The 15174-nt window shown below is 52.6% G+C and carries 13 protein-coding genes; 7 read left to right on the top strand and 6 right to left on the bottom strand.

The window, feature by feature from the left end; translation table 11 throughout:
* The first annotated feature begins 154 nt into the window (after positions 1 to 154).
* Entirely contained in the window at positions 155 to 1465 is a 1311-nt protein-coding gene (locus tag AMM48_RS17635; RefSeq protein WP_102785094.1) for an SPOR domain-containing protein, read from the top strand.
* 107 nt (positions 1466 to 1572) lie between these two features.
* On the opposite strand, the gene AMM48_RS17630 is transcribed toward AMM48_RS17635, so the two are convergent.
* Complete coding sequence (locus AMM48_RS17630; RefSeq protein WP_102785093.1) at positions 1573 to 1896, bottom strand: hypothetical protein; 324 nt, start codon at positions 1894 to 1896, stop codon at positions 1573 to 1575.
* 175 nt (positions 1897 to 2071) lie between these two features.
* On the opposite strand from AMM48_RS17630, the gene msrA reads away from it, so the two are divergent.
* Both msrA and AMM48_RS17620 read left to right on the top strand, forming a co-directional pair.
* Positions 2072 to 2716: a peptide-methionine (S)-S-oxide reductase MsrA gene (gene msrA / locus AMM48_RS17625; RefSeq protein WP_102785151.1), complete on the top strand. Its 645-nt coding sequence runs from the start codon at positions 2072 to 2074 to the stop codon at positions 2714 to 2716.
* A 107-nt stretch (positions 2717 to 2823) separates the two neighbouring features.
* Positions 2824 to 4281, top strand: coding sequence for a diguanylate cyclase (locus AMM48_RS17620; RefSeq protein ID WP_102785092.1), 1458 nt, complete (start codon positions 2824 to 2826; stop codon positions 4279 to 4281).
* A gap of 59 nt (positions 4282 to 4340) precedes the next feature.
* Here the strand turns inward: AMM48_RS17620 and AMM48_RS17615 are convergent, their stop codons facing one another.
* The 5 genes from AMM48_RS17615 to moaB form a co-directional block, all read right to left on the bottom strand.
* On the bottom strand, positions 4341 to 5102 hold the full coding sequence (locus AMM48_RS17615; protein WP_022730715.1) for an IclR family transcriptional regulator C-terminal domain-containing protein: 762 nt from the start codon (positions 5100 to 5102) through the stop codon (positions 4341 to 4343).
* A gap of 72 nt (positions 5103 to 5174) precedes the next feature.
* Positions 5175 to 5987: a hypothetical protein gene (locus AMM48_RS17610; RefSeq protein ID WP_102785091.1), complete on the bottom strand. Its 813-nt coding sequence runs from the start codon at positions 5985 to 5987 to the stop codon at positions 5175 to 5177.
* A gap of 189 nt (positions 5988 to 6176) precedes the next feature.
* Positions 6177 to 7196 carry a methyl-accepting chemotaxis protein gene (locus tag AMM48_RS22505; RefSeq protein ID WP_102785090.1) on the bottom strand — a complete coding sequence of 340 codons (1020 nt, stop codon included), beginning with the start codon at positions 7194 to 7196 and terminating at the stop codon, positions 6177 to 6179.
* A gap of 269 nt (positions 7197 to 7465) precedes the next feature.
* The gene (locus tag AMM48_RS17600; protein ID WP_102785089.1) at positions 7466 to 8245 is read right to left on the bottom strand and encodes a sulfite exporter TauE/SafE family protein; all 780 of its coding nucleotides are present in this window, start codon (positions 8243 to 8245) and stop codon (positions 7466 to 7468) included.
* Between the two features lie 71 nt (positions 8246 to 8316).
* Positions 8317 to 8847 (bottom strand): molybdenum cofactor biosynthesis protein B, encoded by a 531-nt coding sequence (moaB, locus tag AMM48_RS17595; protein WP_198413554.1) that lies wholly within the window; start codon positions 8845 to 8847, stop codon positions 8317 to 8319.
* Between the two features lie 422 nt (positions 8848 to 9269).
* Between moaB and AMM48_RS17590 the strand changes: the two genes are divergently transcribed.
* The 4 genes from AMM48_RS17590 to AMM48_RS17575 all read left to right on the top strand — a co-directional run bounded on the left by AMM48_RS17590 (position 9270) and on the right by AMM48_RS17575 (position 15168).
* The gene (locus AMM48_RS17590; protein WP_102785088.1) at positions 9270 to 11222 is read left to right on the top strand and encodes an acetoacetate--CoA ligase; all 1953 of its coding nucleotides are present in this window, start codon (positions 9270 to 9272) and stop codon (positions 11220 to 11222) included.
* A 506-nt stretch (positions 11223 to 11728) separates the two neighbouring features.
* Complete coding sequence (locus AMM48_RS17585; protein ID WP_102785087.1) at positions 11729 to 12751, top strand: amino acid ABC transporter substrate-binding protein; 1023 nt, start codon at positions 11729 to 11731, stop codon at positions 12749 to 12751.
* A gap of 115 nt (positions 12752 to 12866) precedes the next feature.
* On the top strand, positions 12867 to 14063 hold the full coding sequence (locus tag AMM48_RS17580; protein ID WP_102785086.1) for an amino acid ABC transporter permease: 1197 nt from the start codon (positions 12867 to 12869) through the stop codon (positions 14061 to 14063).
* 1 nt (position 14064) lies between these two features.
* A complete protein-coding gene (locus AMM48_RS17575) occupies positions 14065 to 15168 on the top strand; it encodes an amino acid ABC transporter permease (RefSeq protein WP_102785085.1) in 1104 nt (367 codons plus the stop codon).
* Positions 15169 to 15174 lie beyond the last annotated feature (6 nt).

Here is a 15174-nt window from a genome sequence, read left to right as displayed (position 1 = left end):
GGGCAATAAACAGTGCGCATATGCAATTACAGTGATCATCAGGTGAAGTGTGAAAATCAGGTCTGCGACAACCACCTCTAAAGCATCACGAAAACGGGTTTGGTTTACTGCCGCAGCACTTCTGCCGCTTCTGGCGGCTTGCAGCTCATCGGATATGTCGGGATTCTGGTTTGAAAGCGATCAGCAAGCCAGATCAACGTCGGCTGACATGCCGATGGAAACGCCGCCTGGAGAACGCGCAGCCCTTGATCGAGCCACCTGTGGGCTGTTCTTTGATCAGGATCATGTGCGTGATCAAGCTACAAAAACCGCACCTTCAACCGACATGCAACCAATCTCGCTGGATGCCAGTCCGCAGGACAATCTCCTGCAAGCGATATCCTATGATCTTGATGGTCATTACGACAATGCGCGCAAGCTTTATGTCTGGCTTACCGCGTCGTCACCGGATTTGAAGATTGATCTTGATTGCGGTCAGGGTATCCGCCTTTCGGGCAGTATCAACAGTCTGGCACAGCGTCGCCTTGTTGCCCTTGATCGCAGCAAACCGCAATTTGCCCGTTCGGCTGAAATCGATACTGTGGTCGCCGCCGCCACCATTGCCCCCGGCCCTGACCTTCCCAATCCACCACAGGTCGAACGGAACCGTGACTTTTATAAAACGGGCGGCGTCGTAACCGCCGAGCCGGAAGACCGCGCATCCCCCACACCACCGATGGAAATGAATGTCAGCGAAAACACGGCACGCCTGACATCCGTTGAGCGCAAAACCCCCGCAGCCGCACCGGCCCCAGCAATAAGCACATCGTCGGCAACGATCAATGCTGCCGCACCGCCGAAGGCGTCATCAAAGGCACCTGTTGCTGTTGTTGCCCCCGTGCCTGTCTTGAAAGAAACGGCAGAACCTGCCCCGAAACCGGCAAGCTCCATGGCCGTTGAGACAACGTCGACCCCGACCATTGCCGGGGATCAACAGGAAACAACCCATACCGGTGCCGTGGTTGCAACGAACGCACGCCCCGTTGAACAGGGTGAACTTGAAATCACTGACAGTGCGCCCGCAACCTCGATGATCGAAGTGCCGATGGCATCCAAGGCGCCAGCGACGGCTAAAGCCACGCCGACGCCAAAACCGATGCCGGTAGCGACCAAGCAGCCGACAACACAAAACGAGCCCATAGTTGCGCCATCGGGGGTTGCGCCATCGGGTCCCTATTACGCGGTGCAGCTTGCGGCGTATCGCACACGTGAGCGCGCGGAATCTTCATGGTCGGTTTTTCAATCACGATCAAATGGTGTTTTGACCAATGCCGCACATGACGTTTCCACCATCGCAATTGAGGGTCAGGGATTGTTTTTCCGTCTGATCACCGGGCAGTACGCAACCAACGATCAGGCCGCTCAGGCGTGTACGGCACTTAAAAATCAGGGTGTAGATTGCCTTGTCCGGCGGATAACGCCTTAGTTTTTCGTCCGGGTGAAACTGCCGAACATGCGATGTGTTGGTGGCATACGGATCAAGAACAACCCAAAATCACTACCGACAAAGTCACATAAAGAACAGCGCCATACCTAACCTTGCTTTGCGTTGTTTTTGCCGCGCAGCCGTACCAACACATCCGGGCGCGTACGGTGACCATGTTTTCGCAAGAAAGATGGCAGTCGCGACACCAGATATTCGACCTTTTGGTTATGGCGATAATGGCGCCATCGCATCAACTGGATAAAGCGTCTGGTGCGTTTTGACCCGGCGGCCAGCATCGGAATCCCGGCAGCTATAAAAACCATACCGAAGAATGGTGGCGGCAAGGGCAAAAAGGCAATCCCGATGAGAAGACAGACGACACCGCCGATCATCAAAATCGTTGATTTTAAATGCTTTAGGCGCTGAACCATACTATTCCCTGATGACCAGCCCGATGACGGGCGACAGGTTTACAGCGCAGTATCAGCGCAGGGTTCGTCCTTGCCAAAAGAACGTTCAAAGACATTTTACCAACAGGGGAATTGCTATTGCCGTGCTCTGGGTTACATTGCACTACAGAAAGCCAAATTTGATCAGGTGACGAAGATGTTTTCCAGCCTTATGTCTGAAAAAGCCAAAATGCCAACAGCCGATACGGCCCTGCCCGGGCGCGACGAGGAAGTTCCTGTTGCAGACCGGCATGTTGTGACCGGAAACCCCATGACAGGCCCGTTTCCTGATGGTCTTGAAACGGCCGTGTTTGGCATGGGGTGCTTCTGGGGGGCCGAACGGCTTTTCTGGAAGGTTCCCGGCGTTTACACAACAGCGGCGGGATATGCCGGTGGCTATACCAAAAATCCGACATACCGCGAAGTTTGTAGTGGCATGACCGGTCACGCCGAAGTTGTTCTTGTCGTGTTTGATCCGACGGTGGTTTCCTATCCGTCGCTTTTGAAGGTGTTTTGGGAAAACCATAACCCGACCCAAGGCATGCGCCAGGGCAACGACATCGGATCCCAATACCGTTCCGTGATCTATACCATGAATGATGATCAGGCGGAGGCCGCGGAAAGTTCGCGCACACAGTACCTTGCCGCCCTTGGCAAAGCCGGCCTTTCCGAGATTACGACCGAGATTGCCGATGGCCAGACCTTCTATTACGCAGAAGACTTCCATCAGCAATATCTGGATAAGAATCCGGATGGCTATTGCGGGATTAGCGGAACGGGCGTTTCCTGCCCGGGGATGTAAGAACACAGCCCCCAAACCGATCCACATACGACAATTAGCTACTTGTAATACTCGACCATAGGTATATTCTTTCGCCGTCATCACGGTGAAAGAATATACCAAACACCATGCCCGGTCCCTTTTTAGAGAACCGATATTTTGTCGCCCTGCTGATTTTCTGGTGCTTGCTGGGAATTTGGCTGTGCGGTGGTGCCCATGTCGTACTGGGGACTACTGAAACCTTGATGGTTTCTTCGGCATTCCCCTCATCAGTTGTTTTCTTTGTACTGACCGGGCTTGGCATGATTGGCCTGCATCTTATCGTGCGCCGCAATGCCCGCGCCCGTGCAAGGTTCTTTGCCCGCCTGCCCGGTCTGGTTTTTCGGATCGACAAAGATGGCTTGATTGAGTTTGCCTCCGAACAGGGTCTGGACTGGATTGGGGCCAACCTTGCGACAGACAGTCGTCCTGATCTTCGCGATCACATTCTTGACCATGCATCTCTTTTAAACCTTCGGGAAAACGCAATTTCCGCCCAAGGTGACATCACGGTGGCGGAACTTCCGCTTACCACCAAGGAACACGAACAACGCTGGTTGCGGGTTCAAATGCGCGCCCTGCCGCCTTATACGTCCGATTGCCAGATTGATTGTATTGTCTGGGACATTACCGAGCTGGTGCGCGAGCGCAATTTGCGCCGTGAAAGCCAGACCCGTCTGGAAACAATGGCCAATCTTTCCAATGAGGCTTTGTTTCTTCATGACAGCGGCAAATGCGTTGATGCCAACAATGCAGCGGAACGCATGTTCGGGTATGGCCGCAACGCACTTTTGGAGCTTAGTGCGGCGGACATTATTTCATCTGAAACATTGCCAACCGTGACGGACAATATCCAGTCGGGTTATGACAAACCCTATGAGGCGATGGCCAAACGACACGACGGCAGTCAGTTCCCCTGCGAGATCAATGGTCGGAACGTGCTTATTGATGGCAAGAAACTTCGCCTGACCAGTTTCCGTGACATTACCGAACGCAGAACCGCCGAAGAACAAATCCGGTTTCAGGCAAATCACGATGCGCTGACATCGCTTCCCAACAGATATCTGTTCATGGATCGGCTGACATTTGCGATCAAGCTTTCCAAACGTCGACGGGAATGCTTTGCGCTGATGTATATTGATCTGGATGGGTTCAAGACGCTCAATGACACGCGCGGCCATATCATTGGCGACAAAGTCCTGCGGGACGTCGCCGCACGGCTGAGCGCGAAACTGCGCGATGTTGATACGGTTGCGCGCATTGGCGGCGATGAGTTTACCGTCATCCTGTCGGGGTCGGAAACCCCCGAGGATGCCGAAATTGTCGCCAACAAACTGAAAGATGCCCTGACCTCAAGCCCGGTTGACCTTGGCCCGGACGAAGCGCCGTATCTTGTTACGGCGTCGATTGGCATATCGCTTTATCCCGATCATGCCGAAACCATTGACGAGCTTATATCGGCGGCTGACAGTGCGATGTATATGGCCAAGAAAAACGGGCGCAATACATTCCGGTTCGCCACCACCAAACGGTCCGAAAACAGCTAAGCCCGACAGCCTGCCTTGCCCAAAACGGGCGAAATCAGGCCGCCAATGCCAATCGGTTGTTAAACCGGAACCCCGCCATATTCTCGGCTAAGGTCGGCACAGACGCGCCGTACTTTTAAACCGAACTGTTCAATACGGTCATTGGGAATGCGTGCCGCAGGCCCGGACAGCGACAAGGCAGCAATTGGATTGCCGGTTTCGTCACGGACAACTCCGGCCACACAGCGCAACCCAACAGCGTGTTCTTCGTCATCAAGCGCGTAGCCAAGCTGACGGGACCGTTCCAGATCCTTTTTTAGTGCACGTGTGGTTACCAGTGTGCGTTCGGTGATTTTTGGCAGGCCGTGCTTTTCAATCACCGCACTGAGTTCTTCGTCTGGCAGGAACGCCAGCAATGCCTTGCCCACGCCAGAACAATGCATCAATGCCCGGCGCCCCGGTGTGACGAGCGCACGCATCATTTTGCGGCACTCGACCTGAGACAGGAAGATCACCTCGCCACCATCGGCGACGGCAAGATTTACCGTCTCTCCGCTGTCTTCCATCAAGGCCCGCATATAGGGTCGGGCGATTTGGCTCAGATTGCGGTTTTTGGTAAAGGAATTGCCAACACTGAACGCCTGCACGCCGACGAACCACAATGTCCGTTCGCCATCAAAGGCAACGTAGCGTTCGTACTGCATCGTGGTCAGCAATCGATGGGCGGTTGATGGGGGCAATTTAACCTGCCCGGCAATTTCGGTCAGCGTCATGCCGTCGTCGCTCTCGGCGAGCGCGTTGAGGATGCTTAATGCCCTGACCAGTGACTGTACCTGCTGCATGCAGCGTTATCTCCCTGACGTGGCCTTTCGGAACGGGCCCTTATTTTACTTTTAGGTCGTGATGGTATGAAATCAGCCCGATGCTTGCACGGACTTTCGTCGCATCCAGACGAAAGTGGAATAACTGACCAGATAAACAGTTGCGATGCCAAACGCCGCCAACGTCCCAAGCTCAAGCCCCAAAACAGGATAGCCCAGCGAGACAGTCAGGATATACACCCACAAAGCCCCCATGCCGCGCGGGAAGTTGCGGATCAGGGTATGAACCGGTCCCGTGCCATAGGTGAAATGCAAGATCAGCATGATCGGATACAGCGTTACCGGGAACCCCGACAGTAACCCCGACCACCGCGGGCCGATCCATGCGGCAAGGCCGCTAATGATCAAAACAATCAGTGACGCCAGACCTGCGCGCAACAGCACAACGCTTTTTGTCAGGCGCACACGGTTCAGGATGCTTTCATTTTCGATTTTTCGAAACAGGACAAGGGCAATAAACATCGCCACCAGCAGAATGATCGCCGCCTGCGTCAAGGACATTTCGGTCAGTTGGAACAACCAAGACACCCCAAGGAACGTGGCAAAGGCGCATAGCGAACACAGCAGGATTTGCGGCAAGACAGGAAGCTGCGTGCAGCGGCGCGACGCCAAGAAATACGCATACAGAAACGATAAAGTCGCGATCAGACCGGGAAAGGCATAGACCGCACTTTGACTGGCAAAATCGATCCCCTGCTCGATCCCGATGAAATACAGCAGGATTGCCGTTCCCAGCGGATACCCGGCCAAGACACCAGCCACACGTGGCCCAGCACGTTCCGCCAGCATCGACAGGCCCAGCACCACGCCAATCGAAACTGCAAGCTTTGCCAAAATCAGCGCCAATCGAAGCTCTCCGCTATTCTCATCAAAAACAATTTATCGATAATCTGCTTATATCGCTATCGCCTTTGCGGGCATTAGACAAGCATGAACCATTTCAGGTGGTTCCTAATGCAGGATCAGGACATAAAAAAACAGGCCCCCAAACAAGGGAGCCTGCTTTGAAACGTCGCACATAAAGTGCGCCGAATGCTATTTCACTGGTTTGGAGGCCTGCACAATAACACCGCGCCAACCAAGCCCCTGATATGTTTCATAGCCGGGGGTCAGCGCATAGGCGACAAGGGATTTATCCTCAAGAAGGTATGATCCCATTGCCGGATCATCGACCTTAAGGTCAAATTTCTCTGTGAGAACGCCCTTATCATCGGAAGCGGCCAATATCCGATTATGGACATCAATCAACAAAACCCGGGTGCGTTCACGTTCTTCATCATTGAAATTCAATGATTTTACGATCATGGGTGCCTGACTTTCCCAATCAAAGAACACACCCATAACACCAATAACCTCGCCATGTGCCGCACCATGCTTGCGTACAGCCGTCGCATAGGTCGGGGTTGCGGCGTCCCGGAGTTGACTGTTGCGCGCCACGTCGGCGACCGCATATTGCCCGCCGTCGCGACAACGCAGCGCATCCTGAAACCATTTCTGATCTGCGATATTTACACCTTTGAGGCGATACTCATTCGGGCGTCCATTGGCGATGATATTGCCATCACGGTCGGCAACCCAAAGATCAAGATAGACGGTATAGGAATCAAGGATCACGCCCAGTCGTTCAGACGCGCGCGCCGCAATCGCATCATCATGCGCATGCTCACAAACATCGACCACGGCCGCATCCGTTGCCCACCAACGCACATCACAGGATCGTTCGTACAGATTGCGATCCATCAGTTCGACCGCATAACGCGCAAGATCGGCAAACCGGTCCCCGCGCGCTGTTTGCGCTGTACGTTCAAGATCAAAGGCGAGATCGAGAAACATTTTCTCAAGCTCTTCGGTGATTATGGTGACGCGCTGCGAGATATCCTTGACCTCATTGGCGACAACCCCAAAGCCGCGACCAACATCACCGGCCCGGGCCGCCTCTATCAAGGCGTTCAGTGCCAGCGTCCGTGTTGCGCGCGTAACAGCCTTGATTTCGGTTATTTTTTCGTTGGCCTGCCCGGACATGTCCGTCGCCACCTGCAGAATTCTTTCTGGCATTTAAACCAAGCTCCTCGATGCACACCCGTCTCCTCCAGCTTTTGGCTTGTGTTTATTTTAATCAGCCATTTTTTCTGGTTATTTTATCAGCAGAAAAACTCTTAATGCAGTTATCACCAACCGTAAACAACCGATATATTCGCTGTCAGATCAGCACCATATGCGACGTATGGATAGGTGAACGATCCAAACCGCAGAAGTGTTCATTTTCTCTTTGGAAACCGGTATAGACCAAGGACGACCGAAGACGTCCGGATGGGGCGTCTTACTTAAACCGCGCCAACCGAAATGAAGTGCGTTAGCCCATCCCACAAAAGCTTAAGCCCGGTCACAAAAAGCAGGCCGTAGCAAACCCGGTAGAACACCACGACATTGACCTTGTCATGTGCCCAAAGCCCAAGCCATGTGCCAAACAGCGCAACCGGGATCAATAAAACCGCCGTACCAAGGTTTGATGCATCAAACTGCCCAAGGAACCAGTATGGGATCAGCTTGACGTAGTTCACAACGATAAAGAACATTACCGTCGTTCCGACAAAGATTGATTTATCCATGCGTTGCGGCAGCAAAAACATCGACACGGGCGGCCCACCAGCATGGGCGACAAAGCTGGTAAAACCAGCCAACCCGCCAAGCACGGTACCTTTGCCCCATGTCGCGGGTTTGGGCGTGTCGCCCGCATTCTTGCCGCGCAGCCAGTGATCAAGCGTAAAGATGATCGCGATGGCCGCAATGATCAGTTTTACCGCCGCAATGCTCAGGTAGCTAAACGTTAAGGTCCCGATCAGAATGCCAACCAGGGCGGCAGGCACCAGGATGATCATGTTGCGACGGTCCCAGCGTTTCCGATAGGCCCAGACATTGGCGAGATCCATCATGCACAGGATCGGCAACATGATGGCCGCGGCAGCCTGTGGCGATACCGCAAGCGCCATCAAGGGAACGGCCATGACCCCCAACCCGCCGCCAAATCCGCTTTTTGATACGCCTGCAATCAGAACTGCGGGAATACCAACAGCATAAAAGAACGGGTCGGTAATGAATTCCATGGGGCTTCCTGTTTGGATCGGAGGGATGCAACACCCTGACGGGTATCGTAATACTGGGGACGGACGACGGTTTAAACTTCGGTCAGGCGCGGCATCAATTCAACGAAATTGCATGGGCGGTGACGGATATCGAGTTGATAGTGCAAAATATCATCCCACGCATCCTTGCAGGCGCCGGTTGAACCGGGCAGCGCAAACATGTACGTCCCGCGGCACACGCCCGCCGTTGCGCGCGATTGAACTGTTGAGGTCCCGATTGTTTTAAACGAAAGCCAACGGAACAATTCGCCAAACCCGGGGATTTCCTTTTCATACAGCCGGCGATGGGCTTCGACCGTCACGTCACGGCCGGTCACGCCGGTTCCCCCGGTTGTGATGATCACATCAACATCAGGCGCGTCACACCAAGCGTCAAGTTGTGCCACCAGACCGTCCTGATCATCGGGCAGGATTTTGCGATCAATGACACAATGCCCCTTCTGCACGATACGTTCGGCAAGAATATCGCCAGATGTATCATTGGATTGGGTGCGGGTGTCGCTAACTGTCAGGACGGCAATATTAATCGATACAAACGCGCGACTTTCATCAATCCCAGCCAAGACATTTCTCCCTTTTTGCTCGGTGCCCCGCCAACCTAGTACTCCCTGTATCAAGCGCAAGAAATTTTGCGTATTTGCCCAGAAACTGGCGCAGTGGCGAATCATGAAAAAACAAAAATGCACCTATTTCGGTTATATTATTATCATCTCCTCAGATAATAGACCGCAATCGCTAAACTATTTTAAATCATAAAAATACATCTCATATACGTTTAAAAACAGAATACTAAGAATAGAAACATAATAGATAACTTTAGAAAATACTCGACAATTGGTATTACCAATTGTTGACTTCCTTGTCACTGTTCTTGAAGTGCAATATTTTTAGCCGTAAAAAAGCGGTAACGAGATACCAATTTAGCGCCAGACGAACGATGCGCTGCGCCGAAAACCAGACATTGGCAGGAAACAGAGGACACATCATGAGCGACTTGCTTTGGCAACCTGCGAAAGACCGTATCGAAAATGCGAATGTCACCCGCTTCCGCCGCTGGGTGAATGACAAGCATGGGCTCAACCTGCAGAGCTTCACAGCCCTATATGATTGGTCGGTTGATGACATCGAAGCATTCTGGCCTGCCATTATTGAATATACAGGACTTAAGGCAGAAAGCTGGGGCGAGCGCATCCTGATTGATGGCAACAAGATGCCCGGCGCACAGTTTTTCCCTGATGCGCGGCTGAATTTTGCTGAAAACCTGCTGGTGCGCGATGACGACAGCGATGCGCTGGTGTTCTGGGGCGAAGATAAAGTCAAATCGCGCATGTCCTGGGCCGAGCTTAACATCGCTGTTTCAAAGTTCTCGCAAGCTTTGCGCGCCGAGGGCGTTGTCAAAGGTGACCGTGTGTGTGGCTACATGCCCAACATGAGCGAAACCGTTGTTGCGATGCTGGCAACCGCGACCATTGGCGCAACATGGTCATCGGCCTCCCCTGACTTTGGCGTACAGGGTGTGGTTGACCGGTTTGGGCAAATCGAACCGGCGATTATGATCACGGTGGATGGCTACCATTATAATGGTAAGCAGCATGACATCCGCGAAAAGGTTCGCGATGTTGTGGATCGTATCGATAGCCTCAAGAAGGTTGTCATTGTTCCTTATGCATTTGATGGCACCAACACCACCGGGATCCGCGGCGGGATTTCCTATGATGATTTCGTTGCGCCGTTTGGCACTGAGACGATCGTTTTCGAACAGGTCGCGTTCAACCATCCGCTGTATGTGATGTTTTCGTCCGGCACGACCGGCAAACCGAAATGCATTGTGCATGGAACCGGCGGCACGCTTTTGAAACAGGTATCAGAACATGTTCTGCACTGTGATGTAGCGCCCGGTGATCGTGTGTTTTATTTCACCACATGTGGCTGGATGATGTGGAACTGGCTGATGGCGGGCCTGGCAGCCGGTGCGACCTTGCTGCTGTATGACGGCTCCCCGTTCTATCCAAACGGCAACATCCTGTTTGACTATGCCGACGCGGAACGCATGACGCTGTTTGGGACGTCTGCCAAATATATTGACGCACTGGCCAAGGCCGACCTTAAACCGCGTGAAACCCATGACCTGTCAAGCGTGCGTGCGATGACGTCGACCGGATCGCCATTGGCGCCGGAAAGCTTTGATTATGTCTATCGCGACATAAAAAATGACATTCATCTGGCGTCGATTTCAGGCGGTACAGACATCCTTGGCTGCTTTGTGCTGGCCTCGCCTGTTCTGCCGGTTAAGCGCGGGGTTATTCAAACACGTGCCCTTGGCGTTGCTGTCGATGTTTTTGATGATGACGGCCAACCGGTTCGCAATGAAAAAGGCGAATTGGTCTGTACCAAACCCTTCCCATCGATGCCGGTCGGCTTCTGGAATGATCCGGATGGATCGCGATATCACAGCGCCTATTTCGATAAATTCGAGAACATCTGGTGTCACGGCGATTATGTCGAACTTGATGATGAGGGCGGCATGGTGATTTACGGCAGATCCGACGCGACCCTGAACCCGGGTGGCGTTCGCATTGGCACCGCCGAGATTTACCGACAGGTGGAAATGCTGCCTGAAATTCAGGAATCGATTGTCATTGGTCAGGAATGGGATAATGACGTTCGGGTGATCCTGTTCGTTGTGCTGCGCGAAAACAACGTGTTGGATACCGCACTTATCGACAAGATCAAGAAGCAGATACGGGCCAACTGCACGCCCCGTCATGTCCCCGCTAAGGTCATTGCCGTAGCAGACATTCCGCGCACCAAGTCAGGCAAGATAACCGAGCTTGCCGTGCGAGATGTGGTTCATGGCAGACCGGTTAAAAATCAGGAAGCCCTAGCAAACCCGACGGCGCTGGAATTATTTTCCAATCTTGGTGAACTGAAAAGCTGAATTTTTCCCCCGCTCTAACCGGCGGGGGTTTCTTTTGGTCCGCGGACACCCCCGTCACCCGAGAAAGATTATAAAGATTATAACGAACGGTCACGCATTCCGATTCCGCATCGCAACAGTGTTTATTTTTTAATCATGAGCAAGATGTGGCATGTTTTTAATCACTACCATTAATATCACGAAAAAAAGTTCGTGCATTTTCCTACTTTAGCGAACATTCAACGACTGAATTCAGCAAGCGATTGAAAAAACACAACTTTCCACTAATTTACACGCATCAACCTCCCCTGCTTGAAGCATCGACAATGGTTAAAAACAGCTGATTTTACTGCTTATTTGACAGTATGGGTGCAGGCAAAAAACTTTTCATACTTGACACATGGCGGCCTAAAATTTCTTATTTTGGCTGTCCGATTAAGTTTTGGACTGATGGATATGCCGAAACGCATATCCAGGGTGGCACAAAAGCTAAAAACAATGCTTTGCTAATAAGGGAGCTCTTTCTTATGAAAATTCAAACGATCCTGGCCGCTGGCGCAATGACTGTTGCAGCCATCGCCGCACAGAACGCACAAGCCGGTGCAGTGCTGGACGGTATTAAGGCAAAAGGTTTCGTTCAGTGTGGCGTGAATACCGGTCTTCCGGGTTTCTCTGCTGCCAACGCTGAAGGCAAGTGGGAAGGCATCGACGTTGATGTTTGCCGTGGTATCGCAGCAGCGTTACTTGGCGATGCCAACAGTGTGCAGTACACCCCGCTGACTGCAGCACAGCGTTTCACGGCGCTGCAGTCTGGTGAAATCGACATCCTGTCGCGTAACACCACTGCAACCACAACCCGTGATGCGAAACTTGGCCTGACCTTTGTCGGCATCAACTACTATGACGGTCAGGGCTTCCTGATCCCGAAAGCTCTTGGCGTTTCGAGCGCGACCGAGCTTGACGGTGCAACCGTCTGTGTTGAGCCGGGCACCACCACCGAGCTGAACCTTGCTGATTACTTCCGCGCAAAAGGCATGAGCTTTGAGCCGGTCGTGATCGAAAACATCAACGAAGCAACTGCAGCCTTCTTCTCAGGCCGTTGCGATGTTTACACCACGGATGCTTCGGGCCTTGCTTCGATCCGTACCCAGATGGCTGAAAACCCCGATGATTATGCCATTCTGCCGGAAATCATTTCCAAAGAGCCGCTTGGCCCAGTTGTCGCCCAAGGTGACGAACAGTGGTCGGACGTTGCACGTTGGGCACTGATTGCCATGATCGAAGCCGAAGAATATGGCGTCACCATGGAAAATGTTGACGACATGAAAGCAAACAGCACCAACCCGGGTGTCCAGCGTCTGCTGGGCGTATCACCAGGGATGGGTGAAGCTCTTGGTCTTGATGAAGCTTGGGCATACAACATCATCAAACAGGTTGGTAACTATGGCGAAAGCTATGAGAAAAACGTTACCGCGAAATTGGGCCTTGAGCGTGGTCTGAACGCTCTGTGGACCGATGGTGGCCTGCAGTATGCTTGGCCAGTTCGCTAATTCGCTTAGCAACGGCTAACTAAACCTACGAAGCTCCGCCCCACTGCCTTGACGCATGGGCGGAGCTTTTCGTTAGGTGCCCATTCATTGGATACAATCTACACCTGAGGGTCATATGAGTAAGCCTCAAAATGCCCCGGGGGATGTTCGTTCCAAGAGCCTCGTCGACTATTTGAACGACGAGAATGTACGTGCGGTTTTGTATCAGATTATCGCAATCGGCCTTGTTATTCTGGCTGGCTGGTATCTGGTGTCCAACACGCTGCACAATCTTGAAAAACAGAACATCTCTACCGGTTACGGGTTCCTCGATCTTGAAGCATCCTTCGAGATCAGTGAGACCATGATCGATTACAGTGCGCAAAGCGACTATGCGTCGGCACTGATTGTCGGTCTTCTCAATACCGTGAAAGTTTCGGTGCTTGGCATCGTCCTTTGCACGATTATTGGTATCATCTTTGGCATTGCCCGCTTGTCGTCGAACTGGATCGTTCGCAAACTGGCAACTGTTTATGTCGAGACATTCCGTAACATCCCGGTTTTGCTTCAACTTTTCTTCTGGTATGCGCTTATACCTGCCGCCTTCCCGCATCCACGTGATGCACTGGAACCGCTGCCGGGCGTATTACTGACATCGCGCGGTATGTATTTGCCTGTTCCGCTGGCTGACAACGCCTATACGCTTATGGGAATTGCTGCAATCATCGCGTTTGTTGCCATTTACTTCATCAAGAAATGGGCAACCAAACGTCAGGATGCGACCGGCCAACCCTTCCCGATGCTGCTAACAGGCATTGGTATTTTTGTCGGCCTTGTCTTCCTGGCCTATCTTATCGGTGGTGCGCCGACCGAGCTCAGCACGCCAGCCCTCAAGGGCTTTAACATTCAGGGTGGCTACAACATTTCGCCGGAATTCATGGCGGTTCTGATCGGGTTGACGGTTTATACGTCGACTTATGTTGCAGAAGTCGTGCGTTCCGGTATTCAGGCGGTGTCGTCGGGGCAGTGGGAAGCAGCCGACAGCCTTGGCATCAAACGCTCTGTTGCGCTTCGCAAGGTGATCTTGCCGCAATCCATGCGTGTTGCGATCCCGCCTCTGACCAACCAGTATCTTAACCTGACCAAAAACAGTTCTTTGGCTGTTGCCGTCGGGTATCCTGATCTGGTTTCCGTTTCCAACACAACCATGAACCAAACAGGTCAAGCGATTGAGGCCATCTCGATCTTCATGTCGGTCTATCTTGGTTTGTCTTTGTTGACCTCGCTCTTTATGAACTGGTTCAACAATAAGATGGCTTTGGTGGAGAGGTAATATGTCAGAAAATGCAAAATTACCTCCTCTGCCGGTCGGCACCTTTGTTGAACGTTCTGTAACATGGTCAAAGAAGAACCTGTTTGATGGCTGGTTCAACACCATCCTGACACTTGGTTCCGTTGCCTTCCTGCTTTGGCTGATACCGCCGATCATCGAGTGGGGGATCATCAATGCGACCCTTACCCCGACGATTGAAGGCTGTGCCGAGGCAACAGGTGCATGCTGGGGGTTTGTCAATGCGAACCTACGGCTGATCCTGTTTGGCACCTACCCGTATGATGAACAATGGCGTCCATTGCTTGCCATGATCTTCCTGATGGGGATCATTTGTGCCAGCCTTGGCGGTGTTAAATACCCAAGTGTTCGCAAATGGATCATCCCAATGTGGGTGATTGGCGTTCCGATCATTGCCATTTTGATGTGGGGCGGTGTTCTGGGTCTTACCTATGTCCAGAACAGCTATTGGGGTGGCCTTCCGCTGACCCTGATCCTGTCGTCGATTGGTATCGTCTTTGCGTTCCCGTTTGGCCTGTTGCTCGCCCTTGGGCGTCAGTCAAACATGCCCGCGCTGAGAACCCTGTCGGTCGTCTATATCGAAGTCATTCGTGGCGTACCGCTGATTACGGTTTTGTTCATGGCATCGGTGATGTTCCCGCTGTTCTTGCCTGATGGGGTGACCATCGACAAGTTGCTGCGTGCACAGATCGGTATCATCCTGTTTACCGCGGCCTACCTTGCTGAGGTATTCCGTGGTGGCTTACAGGCGGTACCGCGCGGTCAGTTTGAAGCAGGTGAAAGCCTTGCCCTTTCATACTGGCAGTCCATGCGACTGATCATCCTGCCGCAAGCTTTGCGTCTGGTTATACCGCCAACCGTGAACAGCTTTATTTCCATGTTCAAGGACACCACACTGGTCGTCATCATCGGCCTGTTTGATTTCCTTGGCACGGTAAAGCTGGCACTGCGCAGCGACCCGGCCTGGACCAAGTATTACGTCGAAGGTTACACCTTCGCCGCGGCAATATTCTTCCTGATCTGTTTCTCGATGGCGAAATATTCCGCCTATCTTGAAAAAGAACTTCGCAAAGGCGAACGCAGGTAAGGCGTT

This window comes from Thalassospira sp. GB04J01, from assembly GCF_000751115.1.
GTDB lineage: Bacteria > Pseudomonadota > Alphaproteobacteria > Rhodospirillales > Thalassospiraceae > Thalassospira > Thalassospira lucentensis.
The sequence above is the reverse complement of the archived record's forward strand: the minus strand, read 5'-3'. Positions and strand labels throughout refer to the sequence as shown.